At 69.3% G+C, this 20,659-nt stretch carries 18 protein-coding genes; 15 read left to right on the plus strand and 3 right to left on the minus strand.

Features of this window, described 5'->3' with window-relative positions:
* The first annotated feature begins 163 nt into the window (after positions 1-163).
* Complete coding sequence (locus C4K88_RS00585) at positions 164-415, plus strand: antitoxin (RefSeq protein ID WP_241521644.1); 252 nt, start codon at positions 164-166, stop codon at positions 413-415.
* An 81-nt stretch (positions 416-496) separates the two neighbouring features.
* Here the strand turns inward: C4K88_RS00585 and zapE are convergent, their stop codons facing one another.
* Entirely contained in the window at positions 497-1,531 is a 1,035-nt protein-coding gene (gene zapE / locus C4K88_RS00590) for a cell division protein ZapE (RefSeq protein ID WP_104119713.1), read from the minus strand.
* A gap of 262 nt (positions 1,532-1,793) precedes the next feature.
* On the opposite strand from zapE, the gene C4K88_RS00595 reads away from it, so the two are divergent.
* Positions 1,794-2,711 (plus strand): sulfurtransferase, encoded by a 918-nt coding sequence (locus C4K88_RS00595; protein WP_104119714.1) that lies wholly within the window; start codon positions 1,794-1,796, stop codon positions 2,709-2,711.
* Complete coding sequence (locus C4K88_RS00600; RefSeq protein WP_104119715.1) at positions 2,708-3,148, plus strand: SufE family protein; 441 nt, start codon at positions 2,708-2,710, stop codon at positions 3,146-3,148. The genes C4K88_RS00595 and C4K88_RS00600 overlap by 4 nt, the downstream gene beginning before the upstream one ends.
* Here C4K88_RS00600 and C4K88_RS00605 read toward each other — a convergent pair.
* Positions 3,132-4,400: an alpha/beta hydrolase family protein gene (locus C4K88_RS00605; protein WP_104119716.1), complete on the minus strand. Its 1,269-nt coding sequence runs from the start codon at positions 4,398-4,400 to the stop codon at positions 3,132-3,134. The genes C4K88_RS00600 and C4K88_RS00605 overlap by 17 nt on opposite strands.
* A 98-nt stretch (positions 4,401-4,498) precedes the next feature.
* On the opposite strand from C4K88_RS00605, the gene C4K88_RS00610 reads away from it, so the two are divergent.
* From C4K88_RS00610 to C4K88_RS00650, 9 genes are all read left to right on the plus strand, one after another.
* The gene (locus C4K88_RS00610) at positions 4,499-4,987 is read left to right on the plus strand and encodes a hypothetical protein (protein ID WP_104119717.1); all 489 of its coding nucleotides are present in this window, start codon (positions 4,499-4,501) and stop codon (positions 4,985-4,987) included.
* 14 nt (positions 4,988-5,001) lie between these two features.
* On the plus strand, positions 5,002-5,427 hold the full coding sequence (msrB, locus tag C4K88_RS00615; RefSeq protein WP_104119718.1) for a peptide-methionine (R)-S-oxide reductase MsrB: 426 nt from the start codon (positions 5,002-5,004) through the stop codon (positions 5,425-5,427).
* Between the two features lie 211 nt (positions 5,428-5,638).
* The gene (locus C4K88_RS00620) at positions 5,639-7,003 is read left to right on the plus strand and encodes a DUF6421 family protein (protein ID WP_104119719.1); all 1,365 of its coding nucleotides are present in this window, start codon (positions 5,639-5,641) and stop codon (positions 7,001-7,003) included.
* The gene (locus tag C4K88_RS00625; RefSeq protein WP_104119720.1) at positions 7,000-7,707 is read left to right on the plus strand and encodes an SDR family NAD(P)-dependent oxidoreductase; all 708 of its coding nucleotides are present in this window, start codon (positions 7,000-7,002) and stop codon (positions 7,705-7,707) included. The genes C4K88_RS00620 and C4K88_RS00625 overlap by 4 nt, the downstream gene beginning before the upstream one ends.
* A gap of 7 nt (positions 7,708-7,714) precedes the next feature.
* Positions 7,715-8,794: a threonine aldolase family protein gene (locus C4K88_RS00630; protein WP_104119721.1), complete on the plus strand. Its 1,080-nt coding sequence runs from the start codon at positions 7,715-7,717 to the stop codon at positions 8,792-8,794.
* 62 nt (positions 8,795-8,856) lie between these two features.
* Positions 8,857-9,483: a DUF3000 domain-containing protein gene (locus tag C4K88_RS00635; protein WP_104120269.1), complete on the plus strand. Its 627-nt coding sequence runs from the start codon at positions 8,857-8,859 to the stop codon at positions 9,481-9,483.
* A gap of 71 nt (positions 9,484-9,554) precedes the next feature.
* Positions 9,555-10,853: an HRDC domain-containing protein gene (locus C4K88_RS00640; protein WP_104119722.1), complete on the plus strand. Its 1,299-nt coding sequence runs from the start codon at positions 9,555-9,557 to the stop codon at positions 10,851-10,853.
* A 116-nt stretch (positions 10,854-10,969) separates the two neighbouring features.
* On the plus strand, positions 10,970-12,193 hold the full coding sequence (locus tag C4K88_RS00645; RefSeq protein WP_104119723.1) for a thiolase family protein: 1,224 nt from the start codon (positions 10,970-10,972) through the stop codon (positions 12,191-12,193).
* Positions 12,190-14,316, plus strand: a complete 2,127-nt coding sequence (locus tag C4K88_RS00650; RefSeq protein ID WP_104119724.1) for a 3-hydroxyacyl-CoA dehydrogenase NAD-binding domain-containing protein — start codon at positions 12,190-12,192, stop codon at positions 14,314-14,316. The genes C4K88_RS00645 and C4K88_RS00650 overlap by 4 nt, the downstream gene beginning before the upstream one ends.
* A gap of 306 nt (positions 14,317-14,622) precedes the next feature.
* Here C4K88_RS00650 and C4K88_RS00655 read toward each other — a convergent pair whose 3' ends face one another.
* Positions 14,623-16,074 carry an HNH endonuclease gene (locus tag C4K88_RS00655; protein WP_241521645.1) on the minus strand — a complete coding sequence of 484 codons (1,452 nt, stop codon included), beginning with the start codon at positions 16,072-16,074 and terminating at the stop codon, positions 14,623-14,625.
* 445 nt (positions 16,075-16,519) lie between these two features.
* Here C4K88_RS00655 and yiaA point away from each other — a divergent pair, with 445 nt between their 5' ends.
* The 3 genes from yiaA (at position 16,520) to C4K88_RS00670 (ending at position 20,659) form a co-directional block, all read left to right on the plus strand.
* Complete coding sequence (gene yiaA, locus C4K88_RS00660; RefSeq protein ID WP_206604326.1) at positions 16,520-17,044, plus strand: inner membrane protein YiaA; 525 nt, start codon at positions 16,520-16,522, stop codon at positions 17,042-17,044.
* 733 nt (positions 17,045-17,777) lie between these two features.
* On the plus strand, positions 17,778-18,425 hold the full coding sequence (locus C4K88_RS00665) for a GAF and ANTAR domain-containing protein (RefSeq protein ID WP_104119727.1): 648 nt from the start codon (positions 17,778-17,780) through the stop codon (positions 18,423-18,425).
* A 557-nt stretch (positions 18,426-18,982) separates the two neighbouring features.
* On the plus strand, positions 18,983-20,659 hold the full coding sequence (locus C4K88_RS00670; RefSeq protein WP_306418589.1) for a sensor histidine kinase: 1,677 nt from the start codon (positions 18,983-18,985) through the stop codon (positions 20,657-20,659).

The following is a 20,659-nucleotide window of genomic DNA, read 5'->3' on the forward strand; positions in this document are numbered from 1 at the left end:
CAGGCCGGTTGCCGGCCATTGCCCGGTCCTCGCGAGGACCGGGCTTTTTCGTGCTCCGCCGTCGGCGAACCCCGCCCCGCCGCGAGAGCGCTCCTCCGGGTCCTCGATTATGCTGGAGGCAGCGGAGACGGACTGCCGTCTCCACGACCGAAAGGAGGTGTCCGTGGGTTTATTTGACGGGCTCAAGGGCAAGGCCGGCACCCTGGCGGGTAAGGCGACCGAACTCATTGGCGACAATTCCGACAAGGTGAAGAACGGCATCGGGAAGGCTGGCGACTTCGTCGACAGCAAGACCCAGGGCAAGTACTCGCACCACATCGACGGAGTGCAGACGAAGGCTTCGGAGATGGTCGACAAGGTCGACAAGAAGGACGGCAAGGGCGACGTCGGCCCTACCTCCCCGCCGGCCGTGTAGCACCCAGCCTGGCAATGAAGAAGCGCCGGTCCCGCCGTGAGGCGGCACCGGCGCTTCCTGCATGACAGGGCTCCCGACGTGTCAGGAGGCGACGTCGCTGCCCTGCCGGGCCAGGGCCGTCAAGCGGGAGACCGCCCGGTAGTACTTCTTCATGTAGCCGCCGTGCATCATCTCCTCGGTGAAGAGGTGATCGAAGGTGGTCCCGCTGGCCATGATGGGGACGTCGCGGTCGTACAGCCGGTCCGCGAGGACCACGAAGCGCAGCGCGACGGCCTGTTCGGTGATCGTCGCCACGTTGTGCCAGGCCACGGCATCGATGCCGTCCAGCATCTGGCGGTAGCGGCTCGGGTGGACGTCGGAGAGGTGCCGGAGGAGGTCCCCGAACTCGTCCTCGGCGAGGACGCCTCCTGCGTAGGACGCCACCCTCTCGCGCAGGCCGGCGTCGTCCATGGCGTCTGGGGCCTGCGGCAGGCCGCGGTGGCGGAAGTCCTCGCCGTCGATCCGCGCCACCTCGAACTGGTCGGCGAGCACCTGGATCTCCCGCTGGAAGTCCTGGGCGGCGAACCGCCCGTCCCCGAGGGATCCCGGCAGGGTGTTGGAGGTCGCGGCGAGCTTGACCCCTGCGTCCGCGAGCTCACGCATCAGGCGCGACATCAGCACGGTGTCGCCCGGATCGTCGAGCTCGAACTCGTCGATGCAGACCAGGCTGTAGCCGCTCAGCGCGTCGACGGTCTTGCGGAAGCTGAGCGCCCCCACCAGGTTCGTGTACTCGACGAACGTCCCGAAGGCCTTCGGCCCGGTGGACGCATGCCAGAGGGATGCCAGGAGGTGGGTCTTGCCCACCCCGAAGCCGCCGTCTAGGTAGATACCGGCCCGTGTCTCCGGTTTCCTCGCCCCGCCGAAGAACTTGCGGAGGCCCGAGGGCTTCGGCTCGTCCACGGAGGCGGCGAAGTCCCGGAGTTTCGAGACCGCGGCCGACTGCGAGGGCTGCTGCGGATCCGGGCGGTAGGTGTCGAAGGACACCTCACCGAAGCGGGGTGACGGGTAGAAGCCGCCCAGCAGTTCGTCGACGGAGAGCCTGGGGCTGCGCTCGGTCAGGTGTTCGATGACTGGCACGGATGTGAACCGCTTTCTCTTCTCCGGCGGGTGGTCGCGGCGGGCTGCCGGTCCGCACGCAAGACTACGGCACCCCCGCCCGCAGGCCCCGTCAAGGGCAGTCCCCCGCGCCGCCCTTGACGCACGGCGGGCCGGCCGGAAGCAATCGTCGGGTGGCCTCGCTAGGCTAGAAGGAACCACAGGCTCGAACGAACCGCGACCGCCCGTCCGCCGGACGAGCGCCGTCGTGTCCGGACAGCCGACAGCTACGCGAAAGGCCGCAATGACCCTGGCTCCAGATCCGCAGGACAAGTTCGCCGAATACGCCCATCCCGAGCGGCTCGTCTCGACCGAGTGGCTGGCGGCGAACCTCGGCGCCGAGGGCCTCGTCGTCGTCGAGTCCGACGAGGACGTCCTGCTCTACGAGACGGGCCACATCCCGGGGGCCGTGAAGATCGACTGGCACACCGAACTCAATGACGAGGTGACGCGGGACTACATCGACGGCGAGGGCTTCGCGCGCCTGATGGCGTCCAAGGGCATCACACGCGATTCCACCGTGGTCATCTACGGCGACAAGAGCAACTGGTGGGCCGCCTATGCGCTGTGGGTCTTCACCCTCTTCGGCCACGAGGACGTCCGCCTGCTCGACGGCGGACGGGACAAGTGGGTGGCCGAGGACCGGCCGCTGACCACGGACAAGCCCGGGATCGCCGCCGTCGACTACCCGGTGGTCGAGCGCGACGATGCCCCCATCCGCGCCTACCTCGGCGACGTCCTCGAGCACCTGGGCAATCCCCTGATCGACGTCCGCTCCGGCGACGAGTACACGGGAGCCCGCACCACCATGCCGGCCTACCCCGAGGAGGGCGCGCTCCGCGGAGGCCATATCCCCACCGCGCGCTCCGTGCCATGGGCGCGGGCCGCCGCCCCGGACGGGACCTTCCGGAGCCGCGCCGAACTGGACGCCATCTACCGGGACGAGGCGGGGCTGCAGGACGGCGACGACGTCGTCGCGTACTGCCGCATCGGGGAGCGCTCGAGCCACACCTGGTTCGTCCTCACGCACCTGCTCGGCTTCGAGAGGGTCCGCAACTACGACGGCTCGTGGACCGAGTGGGGCAATGCCGTCCGCGTGCCCATCGTCCGCGGCACCGAGCCCGGCGATCTGCCGGCGGCCGTGCAGAGGTCCGCACGATGACCACGGGAACCGTCCCGGCGAAGCTCGCCGAGATCATCGACGACTTCCAGTCCCTGACCGAGGCGGACCGCCTGCAGCTCCTCCTCGAGTTCTCCACCGGGCTCCCTGGGCTGCCCGAGCGGTACAGCGACCACCCCGAACTGCTCGAGCAGGTCGTGGAGTGCCAGAGCCCGCTCTTCCTCACCATGGAGATCGGGGACGCCCCCGACCGTCAGGTGCACCTCTTCTTCTCGGCGCCGCGCGAGGCCCCGACCACGCGGGGGTTCGCGGGCGTGCTCCTCGAGGGGCTCGACGGCCTGCCGGCTGCGGAGGTCCTCGCAGTGCCGGACGACGTCCCCGACCGCCTGGGCCTCACCCGCGCCATCACTCCCCTGCGGATGCGCGGCATGTCCGCGATGCTGGGGCGGATCAAACGGAAGATCAGGGAAGCTCCCTAGCCTCCGCGCCGGGCATCTTCCCCCCGGGGAGGGCCCGGCCGAAGAGGAGCCCGGCGAGCCACTTCTCGACGACGGACTCCCACCGGTCGGGATCGACGTTCCACTCCTTGGTGTGCCGGGCGTGGTGGAACCGCTCGAGCGTGACGAACGTCGGGTTCTTCGCGGCCAGTTCGGCCGACGCCCCGACGGGCACGAACTCGTCGTCCTCGCTGTGGATGATCAGGGTGGGCAGGGTCAGCTGTTCGGCGCGCGTGATCCAGTCCATGCTCTTGAGATCCAGCGGGGCTGCGAGGCCGGTGATCCTCCGCGCACGCTGGCTCGCCAGGAGATACTGGCCGAGCCGCCCCACGCGGGCGGGGATCCGGTTCAGCGCGGCATGGTGGGCGAGCACCTCCATCCAGTTGATCACCGGCCCGTCCAGGACGAGCGCGGTGATCCGGCTGCGGTGGCGTGAGAGGTCCGCGGTCTGCAGGACGATCGCCCCACCCATCGACCACCCGAACAGCACCACGTCGCGGGCGCCGTGCGTCATCGCGAAGTCGATGGCGGCCTCGACGTCGTGCCACTCCGTCATGCCGAGGCCGTAGCGTCCGTCCGGGGCCGCAGGCGCGTCGCCGTCGTTCCGGTACGAGATGACCAGGCTCGTCAGCCCCAGGCGCCGGGCCGGGGCGAGCGCGCGCAGTGCCTCGGCCCGCGTGGCGCCACGGCCGTGCACCATGATCGCCCACGTGGTGGACGGCCCCTCGGCACGGATCAGCCAGGCCGGGGCCGCTCCGCCCTCGACGGGGATGAGCACCTCCTCGTCGGCGAAGCCCACCGCGGACGGCGAGGTGTAGACGGCGCCGCTCCACCAGCCGCGCGTCGCCGCCGTCAGGTCGCCCGCGTCGACGGCGTCGACCCGGCGTTCCACGGTGCCCTCACGGGGGACGTAGGAGCGGATGGCGCCGATGCGGGCATGGCCGGCGCCCCGGTCGAAGTACAGGCCGTAGGTCCCCTCGACGGTCGTGTCCTCGGTGGCGGGCAGGATGACCGTCTGGTCGCCGCGGGATCCGACGACGGCGAGGATGTCGAGGTTCTCGTCGCGGGTGCGCGCCGGCGTCACGACCTGCCGCGCGAAATACACCGCGAGTCCCGACACGGCGCCGGCCGCGGAGGATGCCAGCGCGGCCCCCGCGCCGACGCCGAACGCCGTCCACTTGAGCCAGGGCGCGGTCCCTTGCTGCCCTGCGGCCGGGGGCGTGATCGAAGTCATGGTTCCATTTCTACCCTGCTCCGCCGAGAGCCGTCGATTCACGGACCACCGCGGTTCCGACCGGGGTGGCGTGCAGGACCGCGCAGTACAGTGGCGCCATGACGCAGACAATCCTCGTGCTGAGTGAAGAAGCCCTGACCGACCCGGATCTCCGGAACCTCCGGACACTGCAGGGAGAGGACGAGCCGACGGAGATCGTCGTCCTGATCCCCGAGGACTCCAACGAGCCCGTGCTGGGCGAGTTCTTCCGCCACCTGGGCCTGTTCGAGATCCGTGAGGCGTTCCGTTCGTTCTCCGCCGACGACCGCCGCCACGACGAGAACACGGCCCGCGAGGCCCTGGCGACCTCCCTGCGCCTGCTCGAGGACGAGGGCTTCACGGCGCGCGGGCGGACGACCAGCGGCGACCCCGTCGACGCCATGCTGCAGGAGGCGGAGGCCGGCGGAGCCACGCAGGCGGTGGTCATCACCCGCCCCCACGCGATGGCCGACACCCTGCACGCTGACTGGGCCAGCAAGGCCCAGTCCAAGCTCGGCATCGCCGTCCTGCACCTGTACTCGGGGTCGGGATTTATTGGGGACTCGTAGGCGTTGCAGACACCATGACCACTGAACGCGAGAGCTACCGGCCCGAGATCGAGAAGTCCGACGACGAATGGCGGCAGGAGCTGACGCCGGAGGAGTTCCAGGTCCTGCGGAAGGCCGGCACGGAACGCCCCTACACGGGCGAGTACTACGACGCCAAGACGGCGGGCACTTACGCGTGCCGGGCGTGCGGCGCCGACCTGTTCACGAGCAACGAGAAGTTCGACTCCCACTGCGGCTGGCCGTCCTTCTGGGCCCCGCTCGCGGAGGGCACGGTCCGGTATCTGCACGACCGCTCGCTCGGCATGGAGCGCATCGAGGTACGGTGCAGCCGCTGCGATTCCCACCTGGGCCACCTGTTCAAGGGCGAAGGCTTCGATACACCGACGGACCAGCGCTTCTGCATCAACTCCATCTCCATGACGCTCGTTCCCGCCGAGTAGTCGCGGACGACCCAGGAAGGCCGGCCCCTCGGCGCCGGCCTTCCGTGCGTCCGGGCCGCTGTGAAGGCAGGCTGGCCCTCCCGGCGCCAAAACAAAAGCGAAGAATAAGAATCCCTGATTCTTAGGGCGCCCGACTGCAAGGGTTCCTGTTCTCGTTGCTACGCTCACCGCAGAGCACCAGCATCCGTCCCGGCCAGAGAGAGCAGCAGCCATGACCGTCACCCCCCTCGCCCGAGCCGACAGCGCGCCGCAGCACACCGATGCCTGGGCATCGCTGAAGGCTGCCGCCCAGGAGCTGCGGCTCCTGCAGGTCAAGGACGGCTCCATCCCGGATGCCGAGCACCATGCCGCGGCCACGGACCATACCCTCCGGATCATCACGGCCATCGAGGACCTCGCACCGCTGTTCCCGCACGACGCCGACTACCTCGCCCGCACCGTGGCGGCCTTCGGGCAGTGGCGGGACAGCGGCTTCGCCGTCCCCGACTTCCTCGAGCCGCTGCTGGCCTTCCAGCCGCAGCTGAACCGCACGGACGGCCTGCAGCACCTCGTGGTCTTCCCCATGTACACCCAGAACGGCAGCACCAGCCGACTCGTCGAGGCCGTGCTCGTCGAGGTGCTGTGGCCGGAGTTCGTCGCCGAGCTGGAGGCCGGCAGCTACTCCAACGCCCTCTTCGTCCCGATCAGGTTCCTCGACTTCACCGACGGCTACAGCACGAACTCCGCGGTGCTCTTCCCCGAGACCGTCGCCGTGAGCCGGACGCCCACCTTCACCTGGGGCGCCATCTTCGCCGACCGGGAGGCCGCACGGTTCCGGCGGGTGGTCCGCGCCGCCGCCGACATCACCCGCCTCGACCTGCCCGGCGAGGCGCTCGAACTGCTGGAGGACCAGACGCTCGCCGAGGAGACCTTCGTGATGTGGGACCTCATCCACGACCGCACCCACATGCGCGGCGACCTGCCGTTCGATCCGTTCATGATCAAGCAGCGCATGCCCTTCTTCCTCTACTCGCTCGAGGAACTGCGCTGCGACCTGACGGCCTTCCGCGAGTCGGTGAAGATCGCCTCGGACGACGACGCGTCCCCCGAGGCGCGCCGGCACGCCCGGCTCGTGCAGTACGCCGTGATCTTCGACCGCATCTTCCGCTTCAGCATCACGGGCAGCCGGGTGCGCAACTACGACGGCCTCGGCGGGCAGCTGCTGTTCGCGTGGATGCACCAGCACCGCGTGCTCCACTGGACGGACACCAAGCTGACCATCGACTGGGACGAGGCCGCCGACGTCGTCGTGGCCCTCGGCGAGCAGATCGAGCAGCTGTACTGGCGCTCCATCGACCGCCCGAAGATCGCGCACTGGCTCGCCGCCTACGAGCTGGTCTCCGCCACGGTCACGCCGCACCCCGCGTCCGTGTGGGCGAAGGGGCCGGACGCGCTCGAACTCCTGAGCCCGCCGCGTGCCCTGACCGACGCCGTCCTGGACGACGAGTTCCCCCTGTCCATGTTCTTCGAGGCACTGGAGAAGAAGATGAAGCCCGTCATCGAGTCCACGGCCGGCATCACGGCGGACGCCGCGTGAGAGCGGGCCCCCGCGCCCGGCTCGCCGTCGTCGCCGGCGCCACCAGCGCGTCCGGCGTCGCACTGACCCGGCGGCTGGTGGCGGACGGACTGGACGTCGTCGCCGTCGGTTCCGACGCCGGCCGCCTCGATGCGGCCTTCGCGGACCTCGACGGCGTGGACCGGCAGGTGTGCGACCTCGCGGACGAGGCCGCGGTCCTCGCCCTCGCCGACCGTGTGCGCGCCGACCACGGCGGCGCCGACGCGCTCTTCCACCTCGTGGGCGGCTGGCGCGGCGGCAAGGGCATCACCACGCAGACCGCCGAGGACTACGGCTTCCTGCACCGCTCCGTCTTCGTGACCCTCTTCAACACGAGCCGGGCGTTCTACGACCAGCTCGCCGAGCGCGGCGGACGGCTCGCCGCGGTCTCCGCCACGGCCGTCGCCGCGCCCACCGCGGCGAACGCGTCCTACGCCGCGGTGAAGGCCTCCGTGGACGCATGGATACAGGCCGTCGCCGACGGCTTCGCCCGGGACGGCACGACGGCGGCCGCGACCGCCGTCGTCGTCAAGGCCCTCGTGGACGACGCGATGCGGGCGCAGCACCCGGAGCGCGCGTTCCCGGGCTACACGCACGTCGACGACCTGGCCGCCATCCTCGCGGGACTGGCCGGGGCGCCGGCCGCGGAGGTCAACGGGTCCCGCATCGACGCCGGTCGGGGATAATGGCACCGTGACCGACACCCTGACTCCCGCGGCCTCCCCCGCCGTCCTCCACGACCGCACCCAGCGCAGCTTCGCCTCCGACAACTACTCGGGCGTGCACCCCGAGGTCCTCGCGGCCGTCGCCGCAGCCAACGGGGGGCACCAGGTCGCCTACGGCGACGACCAGTACACGGCGCGACTGCTGGAGGTGATGGAGCACCACTTCGGCGAGGGGATCTCCATCTACCCGGTCTTCAACGGCACCGGTGCGAACGTCCTCTCCCTGCAGTCCATGCTGCCGCGGTGGGGCGCTGTGATCTGCCCGCAGACCGCCCACATCAACGTGGACGAGAACGCCGCGCCGGAGCGCGTGGGCGGCATCAAGCTCCTGACCGTGCCCACCCCGGACGGCAAGCTGACGCCCGAGCTGATCGACCGCGAGGCGTGGGGCTGGGGCGACCAGCACCGTGCGCAGCCCCTGGCCGTCTCCATCACGCAGACCACGGAGCTCGGCACGCTGTACACGGTCGCCGAGATCAAGGCCATCGCCGACCACTGCCACGCCCGTGGGATGCGCCTCCACATGGACGGCGCCCGGCTCGCCAACGCGGCGGCGGCGCTCGGCCAGCCCCTCCGGGCCTTCACGCGGGACGCCGGCGTGGACATCCTGTCCTTCGGCGGCACCAAGAACGGCCTGATGTTCGGCGAGTGCGTCGTCGTGCTGGACCAGGAGGCGTCCACGGGGCTGGAGTACCTCCGCAAGCTCAACATGCAGCTCGCGTCGAAGATGCGCTTCGTCTCCGCCCAGCTCATCGCCCTGCTCGACGGCGACCTCTGGCTGCGCTCGGCGACCCAGGCGAACGCCATGGCGGCCCGCCTGACGGAGGGAGTCCGGGGAATCCCGGGCGTCACGCTGACGCAGGAGACCACCGCCAACGCGGTCTTCGCGATCCTGCCCCCCGGGGCCGCGGACCGCATCCGGGAGAGCTTCCGGTTCTACGACTGGGACCAGGCCACGGGCGAGGTCCGCTGGATGTGCTCCTTCGACACCACCGAGGAGGACGTCGACGCCTTCGTCGACGCCATCCGCCGGGAAGCGTCCGCCTGATGGCCCCGGCGCGCCGCCGCGGCGCGCCGGTCCCCAGGGCATAACCTGCGGGAGTGAGTGCAATCGGCGGTGAGGCGCAGCTTCCAGCAGAGTTCCTCGACGCCCTCGCGGGTCTGCGGAAGGCGGCACGCCGCAGCGAGATCCGCCTCGAGGAGGTGCCCGCGCCCTCGCGTCTCGCCCCGTTCGCCGTCGCCCTCGGCGCCGAGGTCTTCGAGGCCACCCCCGCACCGCTGCTGCCCGTCCACGGCCCGGCACGGAACCTCGCGGTCGCCCCGGATCCCGAGGAACTGGCGACGGGCCGCTTCATCCTCCTCCACGACCCCGCAGGCTCCGACGTGTGGAACGGCCGGTTCCGCGTGGTGACGTACATCCGTGCGCAGCTCGAGGCGGACATGGGCAACGATGCCCTCCTCGGGTCGGTGGCCTGGACCTGGCTCGTGGAGGCCCTACGGAACCACGGAGCCCGCCACCACAGTGCCGGCGGCACCGCCACGCGGATCCTGTCCGAGAGCTACGGCACGCTCGAGGACCGCCCGGACACCATCGACATCGAACTGCGCGCCTCCTGGACGCCCGACACCTCCGACGTCCGGCGCCACCTCGAGGCCTGGACGGACATGGTGTGCACCTTCGCCGGCCTGCCGCCGCTACCCGTCGGCGTCGCCTCCCTGCCGCACCGCCGGTCCTGAGGCGGCGTGCACCAGGGATCGCCGGTGGGGCCGTCGGGCCGCGGAACGCTCCGGGATAGACTGAAAACACCATGAGTTCCCACACTTCCGAACAGACGGACCGCGCCGCCGCGTCCGATCCCGCCGACACCGGCACACCAGAAATCCTCCCCCTCACCGAGCCGCGCGACGGCGTCCCCCTGGTCATCGACACGCAGGCCGGACTCGTACGCGCTGCGGCGGCCCTCGCGGCCGGAACGGGACCGGCGGGCGTCGACGCGGAGCGGGCCTCTGGCTTCCGGTACGGGCAGCGCGCCTTCCTCGTGCAGATCCGCCGCGAGGGAGCGGGGACCTGGCTCATCGATCCCGAGCCCTTCGAGGACCTCCGCATCATCGACGACGCCCTCGACGGCGTCGAGTGGATCCTCCACGCCGCCAGCCAGGACCTGCCCTGCCTCTCGGAGCTCGGCATGTGGCCGGACCGCCTCTTCGACACCGAGCTCGCCGCGCGGCTGGCCGGACTCCCCCGCGTGGGCCTCGCCGCCGTCATCGAGTCGCTGCTCGGGCTCAGCCTCGCCAAGGAGCACTCCGCGGCGGACTGGTCACAGCGACCACTGCCCGAACCCTGGCTCCGCTACGCGGCCCTCGACGTCGAGGTCCTCACGGAACTCCGCGACAAGCTGGCCGCGCTGCTCGACGAGAACGGGAAGCTCGGGATCGCCGAGGAGGAGTTCGAGCACATCCGCCGGACTCCCCCCGCCGAGCCGCGGATCGATCCGTGGCGCCGCACCTCCGGACTGCACCAGCTCCGCGACCGCCGGCAGCTCGCCGCCGTGCGGCAGATGTGGCTCGAACGGGAGGATCTCGCGCAGCGCCGCGACGTCGCCCCCGGCCGGCTGATCCCCGACTCCGCGATCATCGCCGCGGCCAGGGCCATGCCGTCCACCGTCCCGCAGCTGCTGGCGACCAAGGGGTTCCACGGCCGGGCGGCGCAGAAGGAGGCACCCCGCTGGATCCGCTGCATCGCCGAGGCGGGCAAGCTGACCGACCTTCCACCCCTGCACGTCTCCTCCAACGCTCCTCCCCCGCCGCGCGTCTGGGCGGAGAAGGACCCGGAGGCTGCGGCCCGCCTGCAGACGGCGCGGCCTCGCGTGACGCAGCGCGCCGAGAAGCTCGGGATGCCGGTGGAGAACCTGCTCACGCCGGACTACCTGCGCCGTATCGCCTGGCGCCCGCCAGCCGAGATCACGCCCGAGTCGGTCGCGGCGGCCCTGGCCGACCTCGGCGCGCGGCCGTGGCAGATCGAGCAGGTCGCCGCGATCATCACGGTCGCGTTCCTCGACCCGGACCCGCTACCCGCCAAGGGCCGACAGGATACTGCCGCCGACTGACGACTCTGGGCGGCCGCTTGCACGCTATGTTACCGACCAGTAACATGTTCGCGGATCAACATCTCAAAGAGGAGTACCAGGTGAGCCTAGAAACCGGGACCACGCCCACGGGCGGAATGTCGCGCGCAGCACGAGCGGTCCGCGACGTCGTGTTCGTCGACGGAGTGCGGACCCCCTTCGGCAAGGCGGGCGACAAGGGCATCTACGCCGGCATGCGCGCCGACGACCTCGTGGTGAAGTGCATCCGCGACCTGCTGCGCCGTAATCCGTCCCTGCCGCCCGAGCGCATCGACGACGTCGCGATCGCGGCCACCACGCAGACCGGCGACCAGGGACTCACGATCGGCCGCACGGCCGCCCTCCTGGCGGGCCTCCCCCGCACCGTCCCCGGGTTCGCGATCGACCGCATGTGCGCCGGCGCCATGACGGCCGTGACCACCACGGCGTCCGGCATCGCGTTCGGTGCGTACGACGTCGTCATCGCCGGCGGCGTCGAGCACATGGGCAACCACCCGATGGGTGCAGGCACGGATCCGAACCCGCGCTTCATGTCGGAGCGCATCGTCGACCCGGCGGCACTGAACATGGGCAACACCGCGGAGAACCTCCACGACCGTTTCCCTGCGATCACGAAGGACCGCACGGACGCCTACGCCGCGCGCAGCCAGCAGAAGCTCGCTGCGGCCTACGAGGACGGGAACATCCAGCCCGGCCTCGTGCCGGTCGCCGGGAAGAAGCCCGGTGCCGGCTGGACCCTCAACAGCGTCGACGAACCCCCGCGTCCCGGTACCACCGTCAAGGACCTCGCGGCGCTGCGCACGCCGTTCCGTGCCCACGGACGCGTGACCGCGGGCAACGCCGCCGGACTGAACGACGGCGCCACCGCGGCCCTCCTCGCCTCCGCCGACGCCGCCGCCGAACTGGGCCTCCCGGTGCGCATGCGCCTGGTGGCGTACGCCTTCGCCGGCGTCGAGCCCGAGGTCATGGGCATCGGCCCCGTACCCGCCACGGAGAAGGCGCTGCGGCAGGCCGGGCTGGACATCAGCGACATCGGGCTCTTCGAGATCAACGAGGCGTTCGCCGTCCAGGTCCTGAGCTTCCTCGACCACTTCGGCATCGACGACGAGGACCCGCGCGTGAACCGCTACGGCGGCGCCATCGCCGTCGGGCACCCGCTGGCGTCCTCCGGCGTGCGATTGATGAACCAGCTGGCCAGCCAGTTCGAGGCGGACCCCTCGGTCCGCTACGGCATGACCACCATGTGCATCGGGCTCGGCATGGGCGCGACCGTCATCTGGGAGAACCCCCACCACGAGCACTACGGACAGGATGCAGCATGAGCTTCGAACGCTACGACGAACTGGCCGCGCTGGTTCCCACCGAGATCGTCACCCACTCCTACGTCCAGGACGTCACCCTCCCCGAGGGTGCCGGAGTGCTCGCACTCATCACCCTCGACAACGACCTCGACCATGCGAAGCCCACCACCCTCGGGCCCAACACGCTGATCGAATTCGGCCGCACACTCGAGGGCCTGAAGGACCGCGCGGCGCGCGGCGAGATCTCCGCCGTCGCCGTCACCGGCAAGCCCTACTTCCTCGTCGCCGGCGCGGACCTCAGCACGGTCAAGAGCGTCAGGTCGGAGCACCTCGGCCGCCTCATGGCAGAACTCGGCCACGAGGCGTACGACCTCCTCGCCGATCTGGGCGTGCCGAGCTTCGCCTTCATCAACGGCGTGGCCCTGGGCGGCGGTCTCGAGATCGCCCTCGCGGCGACCTACCGCACAGTGTCCTCGGGCGCCAACGGCATCGGCCTGCCCGAGGCGTTCATCGGCCTCGTCCCGGGCTGGGGCGGCGTGTACCGCCTCCCCCGCCTCGTCGGCCCCGCCAACGCGGTCAAGGTCATGATCGAGAACCCGCTCAGCAACAACCGGAGCCTGAACGGCCGGGCGGCCTTCGAGCTCGGCATCGCGGACGCGCTCTTCGACCCCGCCGACTACATCGAGCAGTCCCTGCTCTGGGCCGCACGAGTCCTGAAGGGCGGCGAGGCGGCGGACGCCGTCGAGCAGCGCCGCGCCGAACGCGCACAGTACGACGACGCCGCGTGGACCGGCGCCGTCGCCGCAGGACGTGCCTTCGTCGAGGCGAAGACCAGCAATGCCGCCCCGGCGCCGTCGCGGGTGCTCGACCTGCTCGAGGCCGGCCTAACCCTGACGCAGAAGGAGTCGGCGGCGGCCGAGTGCACGGCCCTCGCCGAGCTCATGCAGACCCCCGAGTTCCACGCCACGGTCTACGCCTTCCTCGACCTGGTGCAGAAGCGCGGCAAGCGCCCCGCGGGCGCCCCGGACCGGAAGCTCGCCCGCCCGGTCTCGAAGATCGGCGTCGTGGGGGCGGGTCTCATGGCGAGCCAGCTCGCGCTGCTGTTCGCCCGCCAGCTCAAGGTGCCGGTGGTCCTGACGGACATCGACCAGGCCCGGGTGGACAAGGGCGTCGACTACGTCCACGCCGAGATCGACAAGATGCTCTCACGGAAGCGGCTGTCCCAGGACGCCGCGAACCGCACCCGGGCCCTCGTCTCCGGGTCCGTGTCGAAGGACGTCTTCGCCGACGCCGACTTCGTCATCGAAGCGGTCTTCGAGGAACTGTCAGTCAAGAAGCAGGTCTTCGCGGAAGTCGAGGCCGTCGTCTCGCCCCAGTGCATCCTCGCGACCAACACGTCTTCGCTGTCCGTTGCCGAGATGGCCGCGGATCTCGTGCACCCCGAGCGCGTCGTCGGGTTCCACTTCTTCAACCCGGTGGCGGCCATGCCGCTGCTCGAAGTGGTCCGCGCACCGAAGACCGACGACGCCGTCCTCTCCACCGCGTTCGTCCTCGCAAAGGGCCTGAAGAAGAACGCGGTCCTCGTGCAGGACGCCCCGGCATTCGTCGTCAACCGCATCCTCGGTCGCATGTTCGGCGAGATCACCGCCGTCTTCGACGAGGGGACGGACGCCGAGACCGCGGACAACGCCCTGCGGCCCATGGGCCTGCCCATGACGCCCTTCCGGCTCCTGGCCCTGGTGGGCCTGCCCGTCGGACAGCACGTGCAGGAATCGCTGCACACGGCTTTCGGTGACCGCTTCCACGTCTCGGCGAACCAGCAGAGACTGATCGATGCCGGCGTGAAGGGCCTCTGGGAGAAGCAGGAGGACGGTTCCTTCCTCGTCCCCGAGCAGACCCTGGCACTCATGGAGCGCGGCAACAGCGCGTCCTCCTCGGACGAGGTGCTGCGCCGCACTCAGGACGCCCTGGCGGACGAGATCGGGCGCATGCTCGACGAGGGCGTCGTCGCAGCGCCGGAGGACATCGACCTCTGCATGATCATGGGTGCCGGCTGGCCGATGCACCTGGGCGGCATCACTCCCTACCTCGACCGCGTCGGTGCGTCCGAGCGGGTCAACGGCAAGCGGTTCCACCAGGGCTGACGCGGCGTCTGCCGCAGCATAGCGAGGGGCCCCTGACCATCCGGTCGGGGGTCTCTTCCTCGTGCAGGGCTTGCGGCAGGAACTGGTCCTCTTCACGTTCGATGGTGATGAAAGTGCCGTCCGGCCAGGCGGCGGGAGCTCGTCCCGTCCGGGTCCGGCCCACCGTGGTGCGCGATACCGGCTGATGATGCGACGCATGACGGACGAGGTGCTGCTCATCCCCTGAGCCCTGCGTGGGTCGGCAGGCTGACTGTGGTTGGAGCGGTGGGCCGGGTGTCGGTGAGTCTCGAGGACCGTCAGGGAGCCTTACGCGTACACGAAGTCGACCCGCAGGCTCCGTTGTACGTAGGGATATCCCTGAGCGCTGCGACCATCGGGTGCGTGGCCCGGCGATGGGGGCGGCGCCGAGGAACGGTATTGCGTCCCGGCCTCCTGCTCACGGTCCCTCCCGCTGGGTCTGCTGCCGGGCAGGGGTGGCGCGGTGGAGTGGTAGGTATGCCCGGTCGGGGTGCTGAGCGTCAGACCATGCCGTTCCCCGGGCTTCGCGTGTGGTCGTGCTCTCCAGCCGTCGAGTTCCTTGGTGTGGTTGCACGCCTCGCACAGCCCGGCCCCGTTGGCCAGGGTGGTGGGTCCGTTGGTGTGCCAGGGGATGATGTGGTCGTAGTGCCGGATCGGCGCATCACAGTACGGGGTCCGGCACAGATCATCGCGGGCCTGGATGAAGCGGCGCTGCCCAATAGTGAAGAGGCGGGACCGGGAGTCGACGCCGATCAGTTCCCCGGTTCCGGGGGCGGTGTAGAGCCGCCGGAGCCACACCTCAAACCCCCGCCCCGGATCTGTCGGTCGCCCGTCGGCTCGACCGGAGGACCGGCTGAGGGACTGACTCTCGGGCTGACTTGCGCTCGACCCGATAGGTTGCCCGACGTCCTTGGTCGTGAGGAGGTCCCGGGCCCAGCCGGCGGGGACGATCCCATACCCGGGCAGCCGCGCCGGTTCGCTGTCACCCTGCAGCAGGGTCCTATCCGTCATGATCAGCTGCACCTCGACGCGGGAGAACCCGCCCGGGGTGCCCGTGGTCCGCTCCACCAGGGCATTTGCCATCAGCTGGCCCCTGCTCCGGGCATCCCCGGTGGCCCGGCAGGCGTCGGCGTGCCGGGTCAGCTCCGCATGCACCGCCACCCCTTGGGCAACCGGCAGCAGGGCGGTCAGATACGTCATGGTGTCCGGGGCCGGACGCAGACTCACATGCCGGTCCCTGGCGGCGTGGCCGGCACGCTGGGTGACGCTGCGGGGGTCCCGCCGGTACGCCGCCGCCCGCGCCGCGGCCACCAGCTGTCGGTCGCCGGCGCCGTCGAACGCGCCCGTATCGGGGCTGAGTTCCTCGTCGACCGCGCACCGGTCCGCAGCCGACAGGCACGCGGTCTCCCGGACCAGGAGGGTCGCCCGCCACTCATTCAGCCTGCCCGACTCCAGGGCTGCGAGGGTGTGCGGCATCTCCGTCACCAACGCCCGCGCCAGGCCCAGCAGCCGGCCGCCCCGGGCCGGCGACTCCCGCCGGGCCAGGGCGAGCTGCGCGCCCACCCCACGCCCCTGCTCCGCCACCGGGACACCTTCGGCGGCCTGCGACTGACGCTGGACCAGATCGAAGACCACGGCAGCCCGGGCCTGCCGACCGGCGATCGCGGACTTCAGCTCCTCCAAGGCCCGCACCTCGTCGATCAGCTCCGGACCAGTTGCACCCAGGGGAAGGGAAGCCATGGCATCGATGAGATCCCGCACCGAACCGACCCGTACGAAACCGGACGGGACAGCACCAACAGCGCCACCAGGATCGGTGGCCTCGGGAGGAGCGTTTCGGCTGCTGTCCATACTGAATTCTCCCAACCACCACCGACATTCTGAGGTCACTCGAACCCGTCACCGGGAGTGGGACTTCCGCCATCGGAAGAGTGATCGGAAGCCGGATCAACCTGATCCCGACCTAGCGGATCGGACCTCGGGAGGATAGGGGCGATGAAGCCGGCGGCAATAAATTGATCCGCGCCAGAAGCTGACATTGTCAGTCATCGTGTCGAGGTGATCGGGACCCCCTTCGTTCGCCTAGTGTGGTCGAACGGATCGAAATTGATATTCATTGATTCCGACCACCGAAAACACCCACTGAACACAAGCAATGGGCCGTATCGAATCACAGGAGAGCTACATGGCCGAATCCAGACCTATCCCGCAGAAGCCCACTGGAGCTTTCATCGGCGCCAGCTGGTGTGCGGTGACCATCGGAGTTTCGTCCTATCTCGTCGGACTGTGGAACGCAACAAGCATGCAACTCAATGAGAAGGGGTACTACTTCACGCTCCTGCTCTTCGGACTGTTCGCGGTGATCTCGATCCAGAAGACGATTCGGGACCGAGCTGAAAATATCCCGGTCACGAATATCTACTACGGCGTGGCATGGTTCTCCGTCGTCGCGTCGATCTCGTTACTGGTGATCGGTCTTTGGAACGCCGACATGCTTTTGTCCGAAAAGGGCTTCTACGGTCTGGCCATGCTGATGTCTCTTTTCGGAGCAATCACCGTTCAGAAGAACGTACGAGACATGGCAGTCTTCGCGGAGGCGGAGAAAGTGGAGAACCCCAGACGAAAGCTCTTCTCGGGTCAGGACACCCCCGCAGCTACGCTCGGGTCGAGTCATCGCCCCGCCACTGATGCAAGCCCCGGCCGACCGTGATGAGTCGGGTCCAATGAATGGGCTTCCAAACCAGCCACGGATATCCCGGACCGAGCTCTGCCTCCTGGACGGCCGTAAGCAGGACCCGCTTTGCGGGTCGATCTGGCGCACCGCCCGGCTGCATGGAGGGCACGGGGTGCCACCGGCGTGTGCCTGACCAGGAGTGCAAGGCGGTGAGCCCTGCACTCCTGCCGCCCCAGGTGCCGGCTGCTCGACTCAAGGACTCCTCCCAGTCAATGACGAAGCAGTTGAGGAATCAATCATTAGTTGCCGCTGCGAAGTACCGGGAATTGTGCATCGCACCGCTTCGACGCGTTCTTCAACACTCAAGAGCACTTTGAGGAGACTCCCTGCGGGACAGGATGCCCGATCGCTGAGAGCCGAAGGGGTGTCGACGCGCAAGCCCGAGCATGCTGATCACCTCCCACCCGGGACGCCGACGGTCGCCGATATTGCCCGCGCGTAAGGCGATCAGCACCGCCGGATGCTTCGGATCAGCCACCACGGGCCGTTCACAGAACGTCCCGCCGACCCCTTGCGACGCTGATTTCTGCGCCGGCGCCAGGTGTCCGCGGCGTGCGGTGCGCGGACTCGACGAACGCCATGGTTGCGACGACGATCCCGGTAGGAGAAGATCGTTCGTGCACTTAGTAATGAGCAGACGGGCTGTCCGAACCGCACGGTAAATCGGACCGCGTCGAATGAGGCGAGTAGGGCCGTCTGGGGGGGGCATATGAGCGCGCAAAATCCTACGTTCTGCGATCCGTTCCTGCGCGCCCTTCCGGTGTCATCCGTCGCGATTTCGACCCTCAAGAGTCCCTTCGAAACCGAGACCGTGTGCGCGAGTGACGGCGTTGCGGCACGTCTCGACGAACTCCAGATCGATCTCGGCGAGGGCCCGTGCTGGACGGCACTGCGCTCCGGGGTGCCGGTGCTGGTCCACGACGTCCAGCACACCGAGCATGCTGCGTGGCCGGTCCTGCACACCGCGATCTCCGAATACGGACTGCAGTCGGTCTTCGCGTTTCCCCTGATCGTCGGCACCCTGCGCATCGGCGCCGTCGATCTCTACAGGCAGACCCCTGAATCGTTCACGTCGGCTCATGTCACCCGGGCCCAGACGCTGGCCGACACCGCCGCGCTGCTCGTCCTGCAGCGAGCCATGGACCGCCTGCCCGCGGAGGACGACGACCCGTCCTCCTCGGACAACCCCTACTCGCGACGTGATATCCCTCAAGCCACCGGAATGGTGATCGAACAGGCGAAGGTCAGTGCCGAGGACGCGCTCCTGCTCATCCGTGCGCGCGCCTTCGCCGAGAACCAGTCGGTTCGGGAGGTCGCGGCACGATTGATCGCCCGGGAAATCACTCTGTCGCGCTGACCGGGATCAGGAGACGGAGTTCGACGACGCCATGGGGGCAGTTCCATCGGAAGGGCGTGCCTGGACCAGAATCCCTGCGTCATGATGGCCTCCCGGAACACCGCCCACGTGTCGTGAACGGCCTCGATAGCACTGATCGTGATGCGCCCGCCGGTGCGGAAGGACTCCACGCACGGCCCACACCGGTAGCGAGCTGATTCATGTCGACGAATCCTGCTTCCTCGCTGGTCGACGCGATGCGCTGTGAGCGTCGCTGCCCGCCACACAGCCTTCCGCCCAATGGCTCCCGCCGGAGCCTCCCACCTGGCGCGAAACGTCTGTCGTTCCTGGTGCCGGCATCCCTCGCTATCGACCACCGGCTTTGGTACTTTGTGACCGTGGTCGAGCAGCGGTTGCCCTCACCTACCCAAGGGATGTCGATGTGATCATCCTCCTGACCATTCTTGACGCCCCCTCCGACCCGGGCAAGGCTGGCCGCCTCTCCGGCCGCAACCCCTTGATCGATCGTCTCGGGGCTCGCTTCGCGGAACGGGAGAGTCCCCGTGTGGCGTGAGCCGTTGCGTCGTCGCACCCAGGACCTGTTCCGGGATTTCATGGACCGGGCCGAGGATCTGCTGGTCATCCAGGAGCATCTCGAAGGTCTGCTGGAGGCGGTGGTCTCGCTCGCCGAGGATCTCAGTCTGGAGGCGGTCCTCGACCGGGTGGTGCACTCGGCATGCGATCTCCTCGATGCCCGCTATGGTGCGCTTGGGGTGATCGGTGAGGACGGTCAGCTGAACCATTTCATCACCGTCGGGATCGAGGAGGAGGGGGTTCGGCGTATCGGGGATCTCCCGACCGGGCAGGGCGTATTGGGGCTGCTGATCCGCGAGCCGAGACCGCTGCGGCTTCACGATCTGGGGCAGCACATGGCCTCCGCAGGATTCCCTGAAGGCCACCCAGCGATGTCCTCCTTTTTGGGTGTTCCCATTCGGGTACGGGAGAAAGTCTTCGGGAACCTGTACCTGACGGAGAAGGTCGGCGGGCAGGACTTCACGGACGAGGACGAGGACCTGGCCGTCGCTCTGGCCGCAGCCGCCGGCCTGGCGATCCAGAACGCGCGCCTCTTCGAGGACAAGACACGGCGCCAACGGTGGCTCGAAGCCGGCATGAGCGTCAACGAACACCTCATCACCGCACCCTTTCCGCAGGCAGGCGGCCTGGAACTCATCGCCGAACAGGCCCTGACCGTGTCCGCTGCGGCCCTGGTCGTAGGGGCGTCCCCCGGTCCGGACGGAATCCTGCGGTGTACGACATCGGCCGGCGCGCTGGCCGTCCCCGCGGGACAGAGAGTGCCGGGCCCCGTCATGACGGCCGTCCTGCAGACGGGGCAGGGGTTCCGGGCCCGGACGTCAGCGGCCGTGTTCGATGCGGACACTGCCGCGAAAATCGGGCCTGTCATGATCGTCGCGCTCGGGTACAAGGCAACGCCCAACGGGATCCTGATCATGGCGCGCCCGGAGGGCGCTGATCCTTTCTCCGAGGCCGAACTGGAGTCGGCGACCGTCTTCGGCACTCAGGCGGGATTGGCCCTCGACCTGTCGAGGGCCAATCGCCGACAGGAGGAACTCGCCCTCTCCGTCGATCGGGAGCGGATCGCCCGCGATCTGCACGATCGTGTCATCCAGCGCCTGTTCGCCATGGGCCTGGGCCTGCAGACGCTCCGGCGGTTCATCGGCGTCACGGAAGCACAGCAGAGAATCACCACCATGACCATGGAGCTGGACGAGACCATCCGTGAGCTGCGGGACACCATCTACTCGCTGCAGTCCGGCCGGATCGACGGCGGATCCCTCACCGATCTGATTGCCCACACCGTGAGGGAGGGGACCGCGGGGACGAGCATCGCCCTGGACCTACAGTTCACCGGGCCGGTCGATCGCGTCGTGCCCGCGGAGGTCGCCGATCACCTGCTGGCCGTCCTGGCCGAAGGGGTCAGCAACACGGCCCGCCACTCAGGCGCCGATACGCTGAGCATCGGCGTCAGCGCCCTGGACGGGACGGTCGAGGTCCTGATCGTCGACGACGGGCGCGGGTTCGACCGTCCTGAACGCATCAGCGGGCTCTCCAATCTGCACCATCGTGCCGCCGCCGTAGGCGGAACCTGCACCATCGACAGCACGCCCGGGCACGGCACCCGCATCCGCTGGACGGCACCGACCACCGAGCGGCCCGCCACAGAGGCCACAGCGTGA

The sequence above is a fragment of the Arthrobacter pityocampae genome (assembly GCF_002927275.1).
Lineage (GTDB): Bacteria > Actinomycetota > Actinomycetes > Actinomycetales > Micrococcaceae > Arthrobacter_D > Arthrobacter_D pityocampae.

Coding starts and splice junctions, on each gene's coding strand:
- C4K88_RS00595 (WP_104119714.1), top strand. CDS start 1,794: ATGACCCTGGCTCCAGATCCGCAGGACAAGTTCGCCGAATACGCCCAT.
- C4K88_RS00600 (WP_104119715.1), top strand. CDS start 2,708: ATGACCACGGGAACCGTCCCGGCGAAGCTCGCCGAGATCATCGACGAC.
- C4K88_RS00605 (WP_104119716.1), bottom strand. CDS start 4,400: ATGACTTCGATCACGCCCCCGGCCGCAGGGCAGCAAGGGACCGCGCCC.
- C4K88_RS00610 (WP_104119717.1), top strand. CDS start 4,499: ATGACGCAGACAATCCTCGTGCTGAGTGAAGAAGCCCTGACCGACCCG.
- msrB (WP_104119718.1), top strand. CDS start 5,002: ATGACCACTGAACGCGAGAGCTACCGGCCCGAGATCGAGAAGTCCGAC.
- C4K88_RS00620 (WP_104119719.1), top strand. CDS start 5,639: ATGACCGTCACCCCCCTCGCCCGAGCCGACAGCGCGCCGCAGCACACC.
- C4K88_RS00640 (WP_104119722.1), top strand. CDS start 9,555: ATGAGTTCCCACACTTCCGAACAGACGGACCGCGCCGCCGCGTCCGAT.
- C4K88_RS00645 (WP_104119723.1), top strand. CDS start 10,970: ATGTCGCGCGCAGCACGAGCGGTCCGCGACGTCGTGTTCGTCGACGGA.
- C4K88_RS00650 (WP_104119724.1), top strand. CDS start 12,190: ATGAGCTTCGAACGCTACGACGAACTGGCCGCGCTGGTTCCCACCGAG.
- C4K88_RS00655 (WP_241521645.1), bottom strand. CDS start 16,074: ATGGCTTCCCTTCCCCTGGGTGCAACTGGTCCGGAGCTGATCGACGAG.
- yiaA (WP_206604326.1), top strand. CDS start 16,520: ATGGCCGAATCCAGACCTATCCCGCAGAAGCCCACTGGAGCTTTCATC.
- C4K88_RS00665 (WP_104119727.1), top strand. CDS start 17,778: ATGAGCGCGCAAAATCCTACGTTCTGCGATCCGTTCCTGCGCGCCCTT.